Raw genomic sequence first — 13,544 nt, 5'->3', positions numbered from 1 at the left:
GCCATGCCCATCCAACAGTCGCTGATCTCACCCACCGCCAACCCGGAGCTGGAAAAGTCGCTGCGCGAAAGGGTGGAGAGGCATGCCGCCATCGCCGGGGGCTTGGGTGAGCTGGAGCCCCTGGCCGTGCGCCTGGGCCTGGTGCAGAACAGCTTGACGCCACGTTTTCGCGACCCGGTGCTGGCGGTTTTTGCCGCCGACCATGGCCTGGCCGTCGACGGCATCGCCAATCTCTGGGGCCGCAGCACCCGCGAGCAGGCGCTGATGGCGCTGCAAAATCGCCTGCCCCTGTCCGTCTTCGCCCGCCTGCAAGGCTTGCAGCTGAGCCTGGTGGACTGTGGCATCGCCGAGCCCTTGCCGCCGCATGCCAAGCTGCTGTCCCGCAAGATTGCCCACGGCAGCCGCAACACCCGGGTCGGCGCGGCCATGAGCCTGGAGCAAGCCCATGCCGGCGTGCGCGTGGGCATGGAGATCGCCGACAAGCTGCCCGGCAATGTGCTGGCCTGTGCCGGCATGGGCCAGGGTTCGGCCGAGAGCGCCGCCCTGGTGCTGGCCCGGTTGATGGACTGCCCGGTGCAGGACTTTGTCGTCTCCGGCCCCGATATGCGCCAGGACGATCTGGCCCGCCTGCTGGGCCTGCTGCACGGCGCGCAGGCCCGGCATCGCGAGGTGGTCGATCCGATGGAGGTGCTGGCCGCCTTTGGTGGCTTCGAGATCGCGGTGATGGTGGGCGCCATGCTGGTGGCGGCCTCCAAGCGCAGCCTCATCATCATCGACGGCATGACGGCCTGCGCCGCCCTCAAGCTGGCCTCGCGCATCGCCGCCCCGGTGACCGACTACGCCGTGTTCTGCCGCAGCCATGCGCATCGCGGCCTGGACGAAGCCCTGGCCTTGTTCCACGCCTCGGCCCTGCTGGAATTGGGCATGGACAGCGCCGACGGCACCGGTGCCGCCCTGGCTTGGCCCATGATACGCAGCGCCGCGGCCCTGCTGACCGATCTGCACGAGGCCACCGACCCACGCGCCACGGGCTTGAACAAAGTCAATAGCGGCAATGCCGCGCTGCACTCCCAGCCGCAAGACGCCGGCCGGGCGCTGAACTCCTGACGCTCTTTTGCCGGTTTCAGCGAATCGGCAAGCCGCCGTTCTGCTCCACCTGCAAAGGCTGGGGCTGAGACATCTGGCCCGGCGGGCTGGGCGGCAGACCGTTGGGATTGCCGCCCAGCACCGTGGCCGAGGGCTGCGCCGGCGGCAAGGCCCCGGTGGCAGCCGGCGCGGGCGGCGCCATCTGCAGACTCATGCTGACCACGCCGCCCTGGCCCAGGCTGGCCGTCTGCTTGTCCACCGCGATCAGGCGCAACTCGCCTTCCAGCACGGCACCGACGCGCACCGTGCGCGGCACGCCATCCACCGAGATCAGGGCCAGGCCCTCACCGGCATGGGCGCCGGACTGCGCGCGCTTGGGCGCCACCACGCCCAGCAGCTTGAAGCGGCTCTCGGCCACCGGCGCGGCCTCGACCTGCTGCGGCGCGGGCGCGCCGAACAAGCGGCTCAGGTCCGCGGCCGTGGCGCCGCGCTCGCTCGCGGTCGAAGCCTGAGCGGGGGTCAACAAGGGTTTGGCCAGCAACTGGATCGCCCAGAAACCGCCGCTGCAGGCCAGGGCGCCCCAGACCAGAAAAGCCGTCATTCGTGCAAGCATGGGCGGATTATGATTCATGCGCTTGCGGCCCCAGGCAATTGCTTTCCCGGGGCCGCCCACATCAGCCCAAGCAGCGCCTCAACAAAACCCAGCATCCGCTCGCCACTATGCAAACTCAAGTCTTCACTGCCGCGCCAGCCCTGCCCGCGAGCGCTGCGGCCCCTGCCCACCCCCGCCGCAAGCAGGCCCGGGGCTTCACCCTGATCGAGCTGCTGGTGGTGCTGGTCATCATCGGCGTGCTGGCTGCCCTGGTCGTGCCCAATGTCTTGAACCGCGCCGACGACGCCCGCGTCACCGCCGCCCGCACCGACGTCAACAATCTGATGCAGGCCCTCAAGCTCTACAAGCTGGACAACCAGCGCTTCCCCAGCGCCGATCAAGGTCTGGACGCTCTGGTGCGCAAGCCCACGGCCGGCAACCCGCCGCCGAACTGGAAGCCTTATATCGACAAGCTGCCCAACGATCCCTGGGGCCGCCCCTACCAATACGCCAACCCCGGCATCAAGGGCGAGATCGATGTCTACAGCTTTGGCGCCGATGGCCGCACCGGCGGCGAAGGCAATGACGCCGACATCGGCTCCTGGCAATAAACACGATGCGCCTCCTCGCTCCCGGTCGGGCAGGCTTGGGTGAAGGCGGCCAGGCCGGCTTCACCCTGATCGAGTTGCTGGTGGTGGTGGCCATGATCGCCATCGCCAGCGCCACGGTCAGCCTGTCCCTGCGCGACCCGGCGGCCGCCCAGCTGGAGCGCGAGGCCGAGCGCCTGTCGGCCCTGTTTGAAACCGCCCGGGCGGAAAGCCGGGCCGCCGGCCTCAGCGTGAGCTGGCAGCCCGTACGGGCGGGCGACGGCAGCGAGGATCATTTCCACTTCCAGGGCCTGCCCAACACCCTACAGCTGCCACGCCGCTGGTTGGGCCAGCCCGTCAGTGTGGAAATCGCACGGGCCAATATGATCCGCCTGGGCCCCGAGCCTCTGATCGGCGCACAGCAGTTGCGCCTGAGCCTGGGCTCGCAGCGCCTGATCCTGGCCACCGACGGCCTCTCCCCCTTCGAACTCAAGCCCGCTGATGGCTCCTGAACTGAAGCGGCCTGCACAAGCAGGCTTCACCCTGATCGAGGTGCTGGTGGCCCTGGTCATCGTCGCCATCAGCCTGGCCGCCGGCATCAAGGCCGCCGGCGCGCTGAGCGATAACGCGTCCCGCCTGCGCAACATCAGCTCGGCCCAGTGGTGCGCCGAGAACCAGCTGACCGAGCTGCGCCTGTCCAAGCAATTCCCCAGCCTGGGTGAGAGCGAGTTCAGCTGCGAGCAACTGGGCCAGACCTTTCGCGGCCAATTGATCGTGCGCGCCACGCCCAACGCCGGCTTGCGACGGGTGGACGCCGTGGTCACCGACGAGGCCGGCGAGCACAAACTGCTGCTCAGCGGCATAGCCGGCCGCAATTGAGCATGAATTCGGTCCGCTCCCCGCAGCCCGAGCGCGGCTTCACCCTGGTCGAGGTGCTGGTCGCCCTGGCGATCATGGCCACCATGGCCATGATCGCCTGGCGCGGCCTGGATGCCTTGCTGAAAAGCCGCGACATCGCCCAGGCCCATCTGGAGCAAAGCAGCCGCCTGCAAACCGTGGTCGCGCAATGGGAGCAGGACCTGCGCGCCATCCAGGACAGCGGCATCGAGGAGCCCCTGGCCTTCGACGGCGCCAGCCTGCGCATGACCCGCCAAGTGCCCGAGGGCTTGCAAGTGGTGGTCTGGACGGCGCGCAATAACGCCTTGTTCCGCTGGGAAGGTCCGGTGGTGAAGACCGTGGCGGCCCTGCACGACAGCTTCCAGCGCAGCCAGCTGCAAGTCAATCAGGACGCCACCCAGCTGCGTGCCCTGGATGGCGTCAGCGGCTGGCAGATGTACTTCTACCGGGGCAATAGCTGGAGCAATGCGCAGTCCAGCGGCGGCTCCAGCAGCAATACACAGCCTCCACAGGCCCCGCAGAAGTCCGAAGATGACAAAACAAAGGCAGAGAATAACGAGGCAGGGAGCAGCGGAAATAGCTCCAACAACAACGGCGCCAACAGGCAAGGCCCCGTTCGCCCGGACCTGCCCACCGGCGTGCGCATGGTGATCCTGTTCGACCCCGGCAGTGGTTTCTCTGGGCCGCTGACGCGGCAGATCGCGATCGGACAATGAGTCCTTTGCAAGCCCACCCCGCAAACCAGCGCCAGCGCGGCGCCGCCCTGCTGACGGCCATGATCATCGTCACCCTGGTGGCCAGCCTGGCCGCGGCCATGGTGTGGCGGCAGTACCGCGCGGTGCAGATCGAGGCGGCCGAGCGCTCGCGCAGCCAGTCCTCGCTGATTCTGCAGGGCGCGCTGGACTGGGCGCGCCTGATCCTGCGCCAGGACGCCATCGACAACCAGAAAGACCCGGTCGACAGCCTGAACGACTTCTGGGCCGTGCCGGTGGCCGAGAGCCGGGTCTCCACCTTTCTGGCGATCGAAGGCGGCAATGCCGACAAGGACGGGCCCGAAGCCTTTCTGTCCGGCACCATCAAGGACGCCCAAGCCCAGTACAACCTGCGCAATCTGCTGGGTGGCGCCCAGGTGCCGGAGCTGGAACAGCGGGTGCTGGAACGCATCTGCCAAAGCGCCCAGACCCCGCCCGGCACCGCCGCCCTCATCATCGAGCGCCTGCGCCTGGCCTATGCCAGCCAGAACAGCCAGGCCGGCACGGGCAATGCCGCCGACATCCCGCTGCAGCCGCGCAATCTGGAGCAACTGGTCTGGCTGGGCCTGAGCCAGGACACCATCGAACGCCTGCGGCCCTTTGTCACCCTGCTGCCCACGCCCACGCCGGTCAATCTCAACACCGCCCCGCGCGAGGTCATCGCCGCCCTGTTCGACGGCATGGACCTGGCCTCGGCCGAACGCCTGGTGCAGGTGCGCCAGGCCCAGCCGCTGAAAAAAGCCCAGGACGCCAAGAACTTCCTGCCCAGCTCGGTCACCGTCAGCTCGGACCGGGCCGAGGTCCTAAGCTCTTACTTCAACGTCAGCGGCCGCATGCGCCTGGATGAACGGGTGCTGGAAGAACGCTCCCTGCTGTGGCGCCGCAATCTGGACGTGCTGGTGCTGGAGCGCCAGCGCATCAACCGGGTGCTGGAGCCGGCTCAGAAAAAACCCTGAGCGGGCGCCACAGCCCCGGCACCGCGACACAACGCTCCTAGAATGCGCCACGCCCATCCTTACCCGGAGCTCGCCCTCACGCGCCCATGAGTACTCTGCTTGTCTTTCTACCGCCGCGCAGCCGCTTGCGCGCGCAGGGCCGCGCCGTGCAGTCCAACGAGGGCCTGGGGCACACGGCCGCCGGCGCACTGAACAAGGACTTCGACTTCCTGCTGACGACGGACGGCCTCAACATCAGCCAGCAAGGCAGCCAGAGCGCCAGCCATCTGCCGCCGGCCGACACGGTGATCGCCATCCCCGCCGAGTCCGATGTGGCCTGGCAGCGCGTCACCCTGCCCAAGGCCGGCCGGCAAATGCGCTCGGCCCTGGCCGGCATGCTGGAAGAAACCCTGCTGGACGAGCCCGACAGCCTGCACTTCGCCGTCGAGCCCGAGGCCCTGGGCGGCGACACCGCCTGGGTGGCCATCACCTCGCGCAGCTGGCTGCAGCAGCAACTGGCCACGCTGGAGGCGGCCCAGGTCTTTGTGGACCGCGTCTGCCCCCTGAGCTGGCCCGAGGCCCCGCCGCGCGGCCATTTCTACGCCACCGGCCAGGAGAACAGCCCCGTCGCCCTGCGCTGGAGCCACCCCGAGGGTGTCAGCAATCTGCCCCTGGACGGCGGCCTCTCGCGCCAGCTCTTTCCCCCCGGCCTGGTGCAAGCCACCGAATGGACGGCCACGGCCGAGGTGGTCTCCGCCGCCGAGCGCTGGCTGGGCACAGCGGTGCCGGTGCAAAGCCCGGCCCAGCGCGCCCTGCGGGTGATCACCAGCCCCTGGAATCTGCGTCAGTTCGAGCTGGCCCAACGCACCCGCGGCGTGCGCGCCCTGCGCCAGTTCTACCGCGGCCTGATGCGGCGCGAATGGCGGGCCGCGCGTTACGGCTTGATCGGCCTCGTGCTGGTGCAAGTGCTGGGCCTGAACCTGCTGGCCTGGCAGGAACACCGACAGCTGCAAAACCGCCGCGCCCAGTTGGATGCGACCCTGCTGGCCAGCTACCCGCATATCCGCGCCATCCTCGACGCGCCGGTGCAGATGCAGCGCGAGACCGATGCCTTGCGTGCCAATGCCGGCCGCAGCGGCAGCCAGGATCTGGAAGCCCTGCTGGCCGCCGCCGCCACCGCCTGGCCGGCCGACCGCGCGCCGGTGGACAGCCTGAGCTTCGAGCCCGGCCGCCTGAGCATGGCCTCGGCCGGCTGGAGCGAGGCGCAGATCCAGCAATTCCGCAGCCAGCTGAAAAGCGAAGGCTGGGCCTTGGACGCCAGCGAGGGCAAGCTCAGCCTCAGCCCCGCCAAGGCCGATAAGCACAGGTAATGAACAAGACATGATGAGCGCCCCCTTGAAGTCCTGGCAGCAAACAGCCGCCCCTCTGAAAGCCCATTGGCAAACCCTGGGCGAGCGCGAGCGCTTCATGCTCAAGCTGGCCGCCGCCGCCCTGGGCCTGCTGCTGCTCTGGCTGATCGCGGTACAGCCGGCCCTGCGGGTGCTGCGCCAGAGCCCGGCCCAGCTGGAAGCCGTTGACCTGCAGCTGCAGGAGATGCAGGCCCTGGCCCAGGAAGCGGCCGAGCTGCGCGGCATCGCCCCCGTGCCCGCCGCGCAAGCGGCGCAAGCCCTGCAGGCGGCCAGCGAACACCTGGGCAAGGATGCCCGCCTGAGCATCACCGGCGACCGCGCCGTGCTGAGCATCAACGGCGTTAGCAGCGAGGCCTTGCAAGCCTGGCTGGGCGAGGTGCGCAGCGCCGCCCGCGCCCGCCCGGTGGAGGCTCAGCTGCAACGCGGGCCCAAGGGCTATGCCGGCAGCATCACCCTCAGCATCGCGGGGATGAACGGATGAGCAAGCGCTTTGCCTTCCCCTTCGGCCGCGGCCGCCGTGGCGCTCAGCGCGCCTTCGAGCCCAGCCTGAGCGGGCCCGCCGGTGAGCCCTCGCAATGGCAGGACACCCGCCAGCTGGAACCCGCCTGGCGCAACCGCAACACCGCCTCGCGGCGCTGGGCCCTGGCCGGCGCGCTGCTGGGCCTGCTGCTGGCCCTGCTGCTGTTCGCGCCGGCCAGCTGGCTGGCGCGTGGCCTGGCCAGCGCCAGCAACGGCCATCTGCTGATCACCGACACCCGCGGCAGCATCTGGAACGGCAGCGGCCTGCTGGTGCTGACCGGCGGCGAGGGCAGCCGCGACGCCAGCGTGCTGCCGGGCCGCATCAGCTGGTCCATGGCCGTGCAGGGCTGGGGCCTGGCCCTGCGGGCGCGCCAGGCCTGCTGCATCAACGGCGAGCTGCAGCTGCGCCTGAGCCCCGGCTGGGGCCGTTTCGAGATCGCCGTGGCCAGCCATGCCGACTGGCTGGCGCGCTGGCCCAGCGCCTGGCTGGCCGGCCTGGGCACACCCTGGAACACCTTGCAGCTGGGCGGCTCGGTGCGCATGAGCGCGCGCGACTTCCGGCTCGAATGGGTGCAGGGCCGCTGGCGCCAGTTCGGCCAGCTGGACCTGGACCTGCTCAATGTCTCCTCCCGCGTCTCCACGCTGGCGCCGCTGGGCAGCTACCGCTTCAGCGTGCTGGGCGGCTCGGCCGGCCAAGGCCAGGACGGCATCAGCCAGCTGCGCCTGAGCACCCTGGACGGCGCCCTGATCCTCAACGGCCAAGGCAGCTTCGGCCTGGGCAAGCCCCGCTTCACGCTGGAGGCCACGGCGGCCCCGGGCCGCGAGGCGGCACTGAACAATCTCCTGAATATCATCGGCCGCCGCCAAGGCGCCCGTTCCGTCTTTTCGATTGGATGAGCATGAACAAGAAGCGTCTGCGCATGACGTCTACCCCCCGCCGGGGCTCCCTGACCCTGCTGGCCGCCGCCCTGCTGAGCCTGAACACCGGTCCGGCCCTGGCCCAGCCTGAAACCGCAGCCGACCCCGCCACCCGCATCCACAGCCCGGCGCTGAAGTCGCGCACGCCGGTGACGCTGAACTTCGTCAATGCCGATCTGGAGGGTGTGACCCGCGCCATGGGCGTGATGCTGGACCGCCAGTTCATCATCGACCCGCGCGTCAAGGGCTTGATCACCGTCTACAGCGAGCAGCCGGTGTCGGTGCGCGAGGCCTATCTGAACTATCTGGCCGCCTTGCGCGGCCTCGGTTTCACCGTGGTGGAAAACTCCGGCCTGCTCAAGGTCGTGCCCGAGGCCGATGCCAAGCTGCAGGCCGGCTCGGTGGCGGTGGGCGCCAGCAATATGCGGGGCGACCAGATCATCACCCAGATCTTCAAGCTCAGCCACGAGAACGCCAACAATCTGGTGGCCGTGTTGCGCCCCCTGATCAGCCCCAACAACACCATCAATGCCAACCCGGGCAATAACAGCCTGGTGATCACCGACTACGCCGACAACCTGCAACGCCTGGGTCGCATCATCGCGACCATGGACACGCCCGGCTCGACCGATCTGGAGGTGGTGCCGCTCAAGCATGCCATCGCCTCCGATCTGGCGGCCCTGGTGCAGAAGCTGGCCGACGGCAGCACCGCCGCCGCGGCCCCCGGTCAAGCCGGTGGCGCGCTCAGCGTGCTGGCCGACGCGCGCAGCAATGCCCTGATCCTGCGCGCCTCCAACCCGGCCCGCCTGGCCCAGGCCCGCGCCATGATCGAGAAGCTGGACCAACCCGGCAGCGAAGGCAATGCCAGCGGCAATATCCGCGTGGTCTATCTGAAAAACGCCGACGCCACCAAGCTGGCCACCGTGCTGCGTGCCGCCTTTGCCGGCGGCAGCGGCGCCTCCGGCAGCAGCACGGGCAGTAGCGCCAGCGGCAGCGCGTTTGGCAGCGGCAGCAGCACGGGCGGAGCGGCCGTGAGCAGCACGCCGCTCAGCGGCGTGGGCCAGAACAGCTCGAGCACGGGCGGCGGCAACTCGGCCGCGTCCACCACGCCGGTGGCGGCCTCGCAAGCCCCCTCGACCGGCGGCTTTGTGCAGGCCGACCCCTCCATCAACGCGCTCATCATCACCGCCCCCGAGCCCCTGTACCGCCAGATCCGCGGCGTCATCGACCAGCTGGACGTGCGCCGCGCCCAGGTCTATGTGGAGACCATGATCGTCAAGGTCGACGCCAGCAAGGCCGCCCAGTTCGGCGTGCAGTGGCAGAACCTGTTCGGCAACAAGGGCGACGCCACCATCACCGGCGCCGGCACCAATTTCGGCACCGGCCTGAGCAATATCATCAACGGCACGGTGGCCGTGGCGGGCGGCCGCACCGGCGTGGGCACGGCCCTGTCCAGCGGGGCCGCGCCGCAGGGCTTCAATATCGGCCTGCTCAAGCAGGTGGGGAATTTCTACACCCTGGGTGCGATCGCCAACTTCCTGGAGTCCGAGACCGGCGGCAATGTGCTGTCCACGCCCAATCTGGTGGCCATGGACAATGAGGAAGCCAAGATCGTCATCGGCCAGAACGTGCCCTTCCTGACCGGCTCCTATGCCAATACCGGCGGCAATAGCGGCGCGGCCAACCCCTTCCAGACGATTGACCGCAAGGACGTGGGCCTGACCCTGCGCATCCGCAGCCAGATCGGCGAGGGCGGCACGGTGCGCATGACGGTCTACCAGGAGAACTCCTCGGTGATCGAAGCCACCAGTTCAAGAAGCAGCGGCCCCACCACCGACAAGAGCTCGGTGGAGACCACGGTCTCGGTGGACGATGGCCAGATCCTGGTGCTGGGCGGCCTGATGAAGGACGAGTACGCCGACGGCGAGGACGGCGTGCCCGGCCTGTCCCAGATCCCCTTGCTGGGCAATCTGTTCAAGAGCCAGAACCGCAAGCGCATCAAGACCAATCTGATGGTCTTTCTGCGCCCGGTGGTGATGCGCAACCAGAACGCCGCGGATCAGCTGACCCTGGACCGCTACGAGTCCATCCGCAGCCTGCAGCAGAACACGCAACCCAAGCCCAGCATGATCCTGCCCGACACCGGCGCCCCGGTCTTGCCGGCGGGCCCGGCCACGCCGGCCGGTGGCGCGAGCCAGGTGCCGCCGCAGCCGCAAGCGCAAAAGCAATCCAAGCCTTGAACCCCAGCCCGAGCAGGAATACACGCATGGCCACACGCCACCCCCTGCCCTATGCCTTCGCCAAAGCGCATATGGTTTTGCTGGAAGACGATGGCGCAGCCCTGGTGCTGTGGGCGCCGTCCGAGGTCAGCCTGGCCAGCCTGGCCGAGGTGCAGCGCCTCTACCAGATCGACCGCTTCGAGAAAGAACCCCGTAACACCCTGGCCGAGCGCATCAATGCGGCCTACGCGGGCAGCGAGTCCAGCGCGGCCGTGGTGATCGGCGAGGTGGAGAGCGCCGTCGACCTGAGCCGCATGATGCAGGACCTGCCCGCCGTGGAAGACCTGCTGGAGGCCGCCAACGACGCCCCCATCATCCGCATGCTGAACGCGTTACTGACGCAGGCGGCCAAGGACGGCGCCAGCGACATCCACATCGAGCCCTACGAGCGCGCCAGCTCGGTGCGCTTCCGCGTCGACGGCACCTTGCGCGAGGTGGTGCAGCCCAACCGCGGCCTGCATGCCGCCCTGATCTCGCGCCTGAAGATCATGGCCGAGCTGGACATCGCCGAGAAGCGCCTGCCGCAGGACGGCCGCATCTCCTTGCGCATCGGCGGGCGAGCCATCGATGTGCGCGTCTCCACCCTGCCCTCGGCCCACGGCGAGCGCGCCGTGCTGCGCCTGCTGGACAAGACCGAGTCCAAGTTCACGCTGGAAGGCCTGGGCATGAGCGGCGATGTGCTGTCGGCCTTCAAGAAGCTGGTGCAGCAGCCGCACGGCATCGTGCTGGTGACCGGCCCGACCGGCTCGGGCAAGACCACCAGCCTCTACGCCTCGCTGCAAACCGTGGACACCAGCACCACCAATGTGCTGACGGTGGAAGACCCGATCGAGTACGAGCTGTCGGGCGTGGGCCAGACGCAGGTCAATGCCAAGATCGACCTGAGCTTCGCCAAGGCCTTGCGCGCCATCCTGCGCCAGGACCCGGACGTCATCATGATCGGCGAGATCCGCGACTACGAGACCGCGCAGATCGCCATCCAGGCCTCGCTGACCGGCCACCTGGTGCTGGCCACGCTGCACACCAATGACGCGCCTAGCGCCGTGACTCGGCTGACCGATATGGGCGTCGAGCCCTTTCTGCTCAGCTCCAGCCTGCTGGGCGTGCTGGCCCAGCGCCTGGTGCGCAAGCTCTGCCCGGTCTGCAGGCGCCAGGACGAGCATGGCCACTACCACCCGGTGGGCTGCGAGGCCTGCTCCAAGACCGGCTACAAGGGCCGCACCGGCGTTTACGAACTGATGGTGGCGGACGAACATGTACGCGGCCTGATCCACCAGCAGGCGGCCGAGAGCGAGCTGCTGGCCGCCGCGCAAAAAGTGGGCCTGCGCTCCATGCGCGAGGACGGTGCGCGCCTGATCGCGCAAGGCATCACCTCGGAAGAGGAAGTGCTGCGGGTCACGCGAGACTAGCGCGATGCCAGCCTATAAGTACGAAGCCCTCAACGCAGCCGGCCGCAACAGCAGCGGCCTGCTCGAAGCCGACAACCCGCGCGTGGCCCGCGCCCAGCTGCGCACCCTGGGCCTGGTGCCGCTGAGCATCACGCCGGTGCAGCAGCATGGCCAGACCGGCGGCAGCCGCTTTGCCCGCCGCATCTTCAGCCCCACGGCCCTGGCCGTCTGGACCCGCCAGCTGGCCGGCCTGGTCGGCGCCGGCCTGCCGCTGGAGCGCGCCCTGACCGCCCTGGCCGACGAGAGCGAGGACGAGAAGCAGCGCGAGCTGCTGTCCCAGCTGAAGGCCGAGGTCAACGCGGGCTCGCCCTTCGCCCGCGCCCTGGCCAGCGCGCCGCGCGAGTTCGACGAGGTCTTCCGCGGCGTGGTCGCGGCCGGCGAGCAGAGCGGCGCCCTGGGCCCGGTGCTGGAAAAGCTGGCCGACGATCTGGAGGAGCGCCAAGACCTCAAGGGCAAGCTGGTCGGCGCCATGGCCTACCCGGCCATCGTGTCCCTGATCTCGGTGTTCATCGTGATCTTTCTGGTCACCTATGTGGTGCCGCAGATCGCCACCGTCTTCACCAGCTCCAAGCGCGCCCTGCCCGCCATCACCGTCGCCATGCTGGCGCTCAGCGCCTTTGTGCGCGAATGGGGCTGGGCCATGCTGCTGGCCCTGGCGGGCGGCGGCTTCGCGCTGCACGCGGCGCTCCAGCGCGCGGCCTTCCGCCGCCGCTTTGATTCCGCCATGCTGGGCCTGCCCGTCATCGGCCGACTGGCGCGCGGCTATAACGCGGCCCGCTTTGCCGGCACGCTGGCCATGCTGGCGGGCTCGGGCGTGCCCATTCTGAAGGCCTTGCAGGCCGCCGCCGAGACCTTGTCCAACCACGCCATGCGGGCCGACGCGCTGGACGCCCTGGTGCAGGTGCGCGAGGGTGCGCCCCTGGGTGCGGCCCTGGCGGGCAAGAAGCGCTTCCCCGGCATCCTGGCCATGTTCGCCCGCCTGGGCGAGCAGACCGGCCAGCTGCCGCAGATGCTGGACCGCGCCGCCCGCCAGCTCAGCGTGGAGGTGCAGCGCCGCTCCATGGCCGCCGCCACCTTGCTGGAGCCCTTGCTGATCGTGGCCATGGGCGCCATCGTGCTGATGATTGTGCTGGCCGTGCTGCTGCCCATCATCCAGCTCAACACTTGGGTGAAATAAACACGCATGCCTGCCAATCTGGACGGACAGCTGGTCGTCGCCATCTCCTCTCGCGCCCTGTTCGATTTCGAGGAAGAAAACCAGTTCTTCGAGGCCGGCGACGACCGCGCCTATATGGCCTTGCAGCAAGAGCGGCTGGAGCTGCCGGCCAAACCCGGCGTGGCGTTTTCGCTGGTGCAAAAGCTGCTGGCCTTCAACGCCGATGCGGCCCCGCCGCGGGTGGAGGTGGTGGTGCTGTCGCGCAACGACCCCATCTCGGGCATGCGGGTGTTTCGCTCGGCCAAGCACTACGGCCTGCCCATCCAGCGCGGCGTGTTCACCCGGGGCGAATCGCCCTGGCGCTATCTGCGCCCGCTCAAGGCCCAGCTCTTTCTCTCGGTCAACGAGGCCGATGTGCGCCAGGCCCTGAACGCTGGCGTGGCGGCGGCACGGGTGTACCCGCTCTCGGCCCATGCCAGCGCCGAGCATCCGCATGAGTTGCGCATCGCCTTCGACGGCGACGCCGTGCTGTTCTCCGACGAGGCCGAACAGGTCTACCAGCGCGAGGGCCTGAACGCCTTCCAGAACCACGAGATTGCCCACGCCAACACGCCCCTGCCGGCCGGGCCCTTCAAGCCGGTTCTGGAAGCCTTGCACCGCCTGCAGCAAGAGCCGGCCGGCCCGATGCGGGTGCGCACCGCCCTGGTCACGGCGCGCAGCGCACCGGCCCATGAACGCGCCATCCGCACACTGATGGACTGGCGCATCGAGGTCGATGAAGCCATGTTCCTGGGCGGCCTGGCCAAGGGCGAATTCCTGCGCGAGTTCGAGCCCGATTTTTTCTTCGACGACCAGGCCGGCCATATCGCCAGCGCGGCCGCCCACGTGCCCTCGGGCCATGTGGCCGCGGGCATTGCCAATCCCTGAGCCCGGGTTTGCCCCAGGCGCCATCCGCCCATGACCATT

At 69.0% G+C, this 13,544-nt stretch carries 14 protein-coding genes; 13 read left to right on the top strand and 1 reads right to left on the bottom strand.

What is annotated here, in order from left to right:
- The first annotated feature begins 3 nt into the window (after nucleotides 1-3).
- The gene (locus HNP55_RS16345; protein WP_184301594.1) at nucleotides 4-1,107 is read left to right on the top strand and encodes a nicotinate-nucleotide--dimethylbenzimidazole phosphoribosyltransferase; all 1,104 of its coding nucleotides are present in this window, start codon (nucleotides 4-6) and stop codon (nucleotides 1,105-1,107) included.
- 16 nt (nucleotides 1,108-1,123) lie between these two features.
- Here the strand turns inward: HNP55_RS16345 and HNP55_RS16340 are convergent, their stop codons facing one another.
- The gene (locus tag HNP55_RS16340) at nucleotides 1,124-1,699 is read right to left on the bottom strand and encodes a hypothetical protein (RefSeq protein ID WP_184301590.1); all 576 of its coding nucleotides are present in this window, start codon (nucleotides 1,697-1,699) and stop codon (nucleotides 1,124-1,126) included.
- A gap of 107 nt (nucleotides 1,700-1,806) precedes the next feature.
- Between HNP55_RS16340 and gspG the strand changes: the two genes are divergently transcribed.
- From gspG to HNP55_RS16280, 12 genes are all read left to right on the top strand, one after another.
- A complete protein-coding gene (gspG, locus tag HNP55_RS16335; protein ID WP_184301587.1) occupies nucleotides 1,807-2,289 on the top strand; it encodes a type II secretion system major pseudopilin GspG in 483 nt (160 codons plus the stop codon).
- Between the two features lie 5 nt (nucleotides 2,290-2,294).
- Nucleotides 2,295-2,777, top strand: a complete 483-nt coding sequence (locus HNP55_RS16330; RefSeq protein WP_184301584.1) for a Tfp pilus assembly protein FimT/FimU — start codon at nucleotides 2,295-2,297, stop codon at nucleotides 2,775-2,777.
- Complete coding sequence (gene gspI, locus HNP55_RS16325; protein ID WP_184301582.1) at nucleotides 2,767-3,144, top strand: type II secretion system minor pseudopilin GspI; 378 nt, start codon at nucleotides 2,767-2,769, stop codon at nucleotides 3,142-3,144. Before HNP55_RS16330 ends, gspI begins: the two co-directional genes overlap by 11 nt.
- A 2-nt stretch (nucleotides 3,145-3,146) precedes the next feature.
- Nucleotides 3,147-3,878, top strand: a complete 732-nt coding sequence (locus tag HNP55_RS16320) for a type II secretion system protein J (protein WP_184301579.1) — start codon at nucleotides 3,147-3,149, stop codon at nucleotides 3,876-3,878.
- Nucleotides 3,875-4,870, top strand: coding sequence for a type II secretion system minor pseudopilin GspK (gene gspK, locus HNP55_RS16315; RefSeq protein WP_184301576.1), 996 nt, complete (start codon nucleotides 3,875-3,877; stop codon nucleotides 4,868-4,870). The genes HNP55_RS16320 and gspK overlap by 4 nt, the downstream gene beginning before the upstream one ends.
- An 86-nt stretch (nucleotides 4,871-4,956) precedes the next feature.
- Nucleotides 4,957-6,219, top strand: coding sequence for a type II secretion system protein GspL (gspL, locus tag HNP55_RS16310; RefSeq protein WP_184301573.1), 1,263 nt, complete (start codon nucleotides 4,957-4,959; stop codon nucleotides 6,217-6,219).
- Between the two features lie 13 nt (nucleotides 6,220-6,232).
- Nucleotides 6,233-6,739: a type II secretion system protein GspM gene (gene gspM, locus HNP55_RS16305; protein ID WP_184301570.1), complete on the top strand. Its 507-nt coding sequence runs from the start codon at nucleotides 6,233-6,235 to the stop codon at nucleotides 6,737-6,739.
- Nucleotides 6,736-7,674, top strand: coding sequence for a type II secretion system protein N (locus HNP55_RS16300; protein ID WP_246448453.1), 939 nt, complete (start codon nucleotides 6,736-6,738; stop codon nucleotides 7,672-7,674). The genes gspM and HNP55_RS16300 overlap by 4 nt, the downstream gene beginning before the upstream one ends.
- Before the next feature lie 23 nt (nucleotides 7,675-7,697).
- On the top strand, nucleotides 7,698-9,935 hold the full coding sequence (gspD, locus tag HNP55_RS16295) for a type II secretion system secretin GspD (protein WP_246448451.1): 2,238 nt from the start codon (nucleotides 7,698-7,700) through the stop codon (nucleotides 9,933-9,935).
- A gap of 26 nt (nucleotides 9,936-9,961) precedes the next feature.
- Nucleotides 9,962-11,383, top strand: a complete 1,422-nt coding sequence (gene gspE / locus HNP55_RS16290; RefSeq protein ID WP_184301564.1) for a type II secretion system ATPase GspE — start codon at nucleotides 9,962-9,964, stop codon at nucleotides 11,381-11,383.
- A gap of 4 nt (nucleotides 11,384-11,387) precedes the next feature.
- Nucleotides 11,388-12,599, top strand: a complete 1,212-nt coding sequence (gspF, locus tag HNP55_RS16285) for a type II secretion system inner membrane protein GspF (RefSeq protein ID WP_184301562.1) — start codon at nucleotides 11,388-11,390, stop codon at nucleotides 12,597-12,599.
- A gap of 6 nt (nucleotides 12,600-12,605) precedes the next feature.
- Nucleotides 12,606-13,505, top strand: a complete 900-nt coding sequence (locus tag HNP55_RS16280) for a 5'-nucleotidase (protein ID WP_184301559.1) — start codon at nucleotides 12,606-12,608, stop codon at nucleotides 13,503-13,505.
- Nucleotides 13,506-13,544 lie beyond the last annotated feature (39 nt).

Origin of the sequence: Roseateles oligotrophus, assembly GCF_014204525.1 — a bacterium.
Lineage (GTDB): Bacteria > Pseudomonadota > Gammaproteobacteria > Burkholderiales > Burkholderiaceae_C > Paucibacter_A > Paucibacter_A oligotrophus_A.
The sequence above is the reverse complement of the archived record's forward strand: the minus strand, read 5'-3'. Positions and strand labels throughout refer to the sequence as shown.

Excerpts from the sequence above, each read along its gene's own strand:
- gspI (WP_184301582.1), top strand. The coding sequence starts at position 2,767 with ATGGCTCCTGAACTGAAGCGGCCTGCACAAGCAGGCTTCACCCTGATC.
- gspG (WP_184301587.1), top strand. The coding sequence starts at position 1,807 with ATGCAAACTCAAGTCTTCACTGCCGCGCCAGCCCTGCCCGCGAGCGCT.
- HNP55_RS16280 (WP_184301559.1), top strand. The coding sequence starts at position 12,606 with ATGCCTGCCAATCTGGACGGACAGCTGGTCGTCGCCATCTCCTCTCGC.
- gspD (WP_246448451.1), top strand. The coding sequence starts at position 7,698 with ATGACGTCTACCCCCCGCCGGGGCTCCCTGACCCTGCTGGCCGCCGCC.
- gspM (WP_184301570.1), top strand. The coding sequence starts at position 6,233 with ATGAGCGCCCCCTTGAAGTCCTGGCAGCAAACAGCCGCCCCTCTGAAA.
- gspK (WP_184301576.1), top strand. The coding sequence starts at position 3,875 with ATGAGTCCTTTGCAAGCCCACCCCGCAAACCAGCGCCAGCGCGGCGCC.
- HNP55_RS16330 (WP_184301584.1), top strand. The coding sequence starts at position 2,295 with ATGCGCCTCCTCGCTCCCGGTCGGGCAGGCTTGGGTGAAGGCGGCCAG.
- HNP55_RS16345 (WP_184301594.1), top strand. The coding sequence starts at position 4 with ATGCCCATCCAACAGTCGCTGATCTCACCCACCGCCAACCCGGAGCTG.
- gspE (WP_184301564.1), top strand. The coding sequence starts at position 9,962 with ATGGCCACACGCCACCCCCTGCCCTATGCCTTCGCCAAAGCGCATATG.
- HNP55_RS16340 (WP_184301590.1), bottom strand. The coding sequence starts at position 1,699 with ATGCTTGCACGAATGACGGCTTTTCTGGTCTGGGGCGCCCTGGCCTGC.
- HNP55_RS16320 (WP_184301579.1), top strand. The coding sequence starts at position 3,147 with ATGAATTCGGTCCGCTCCCCGCAGCCCGAGCGCGGCTTCACCCTGGTC.
- HNP55_RS16300 (WP_246448453.1), top strand. The coding sequence starts at position 6,736 with ATGAGCAAGCGCTTTGCCTTCCCCTTCGGCCGCGGCCGCCGTGGCGCT.
- gspL (WP_184301573.1), top strand. The coding sequence starts at position 4,957 with ATGAGTACTCTGCTTGTCTTTCTACCGCCGCGCAGCCGCTTGCGCGCG.
- gspF (WP_184301562.1), top strand. The coding sequence starts at position 11,388 with ATGCCAGCCTATAAGTACGAAGCCCTCAACGCAGCCGGCCGCAACAGC.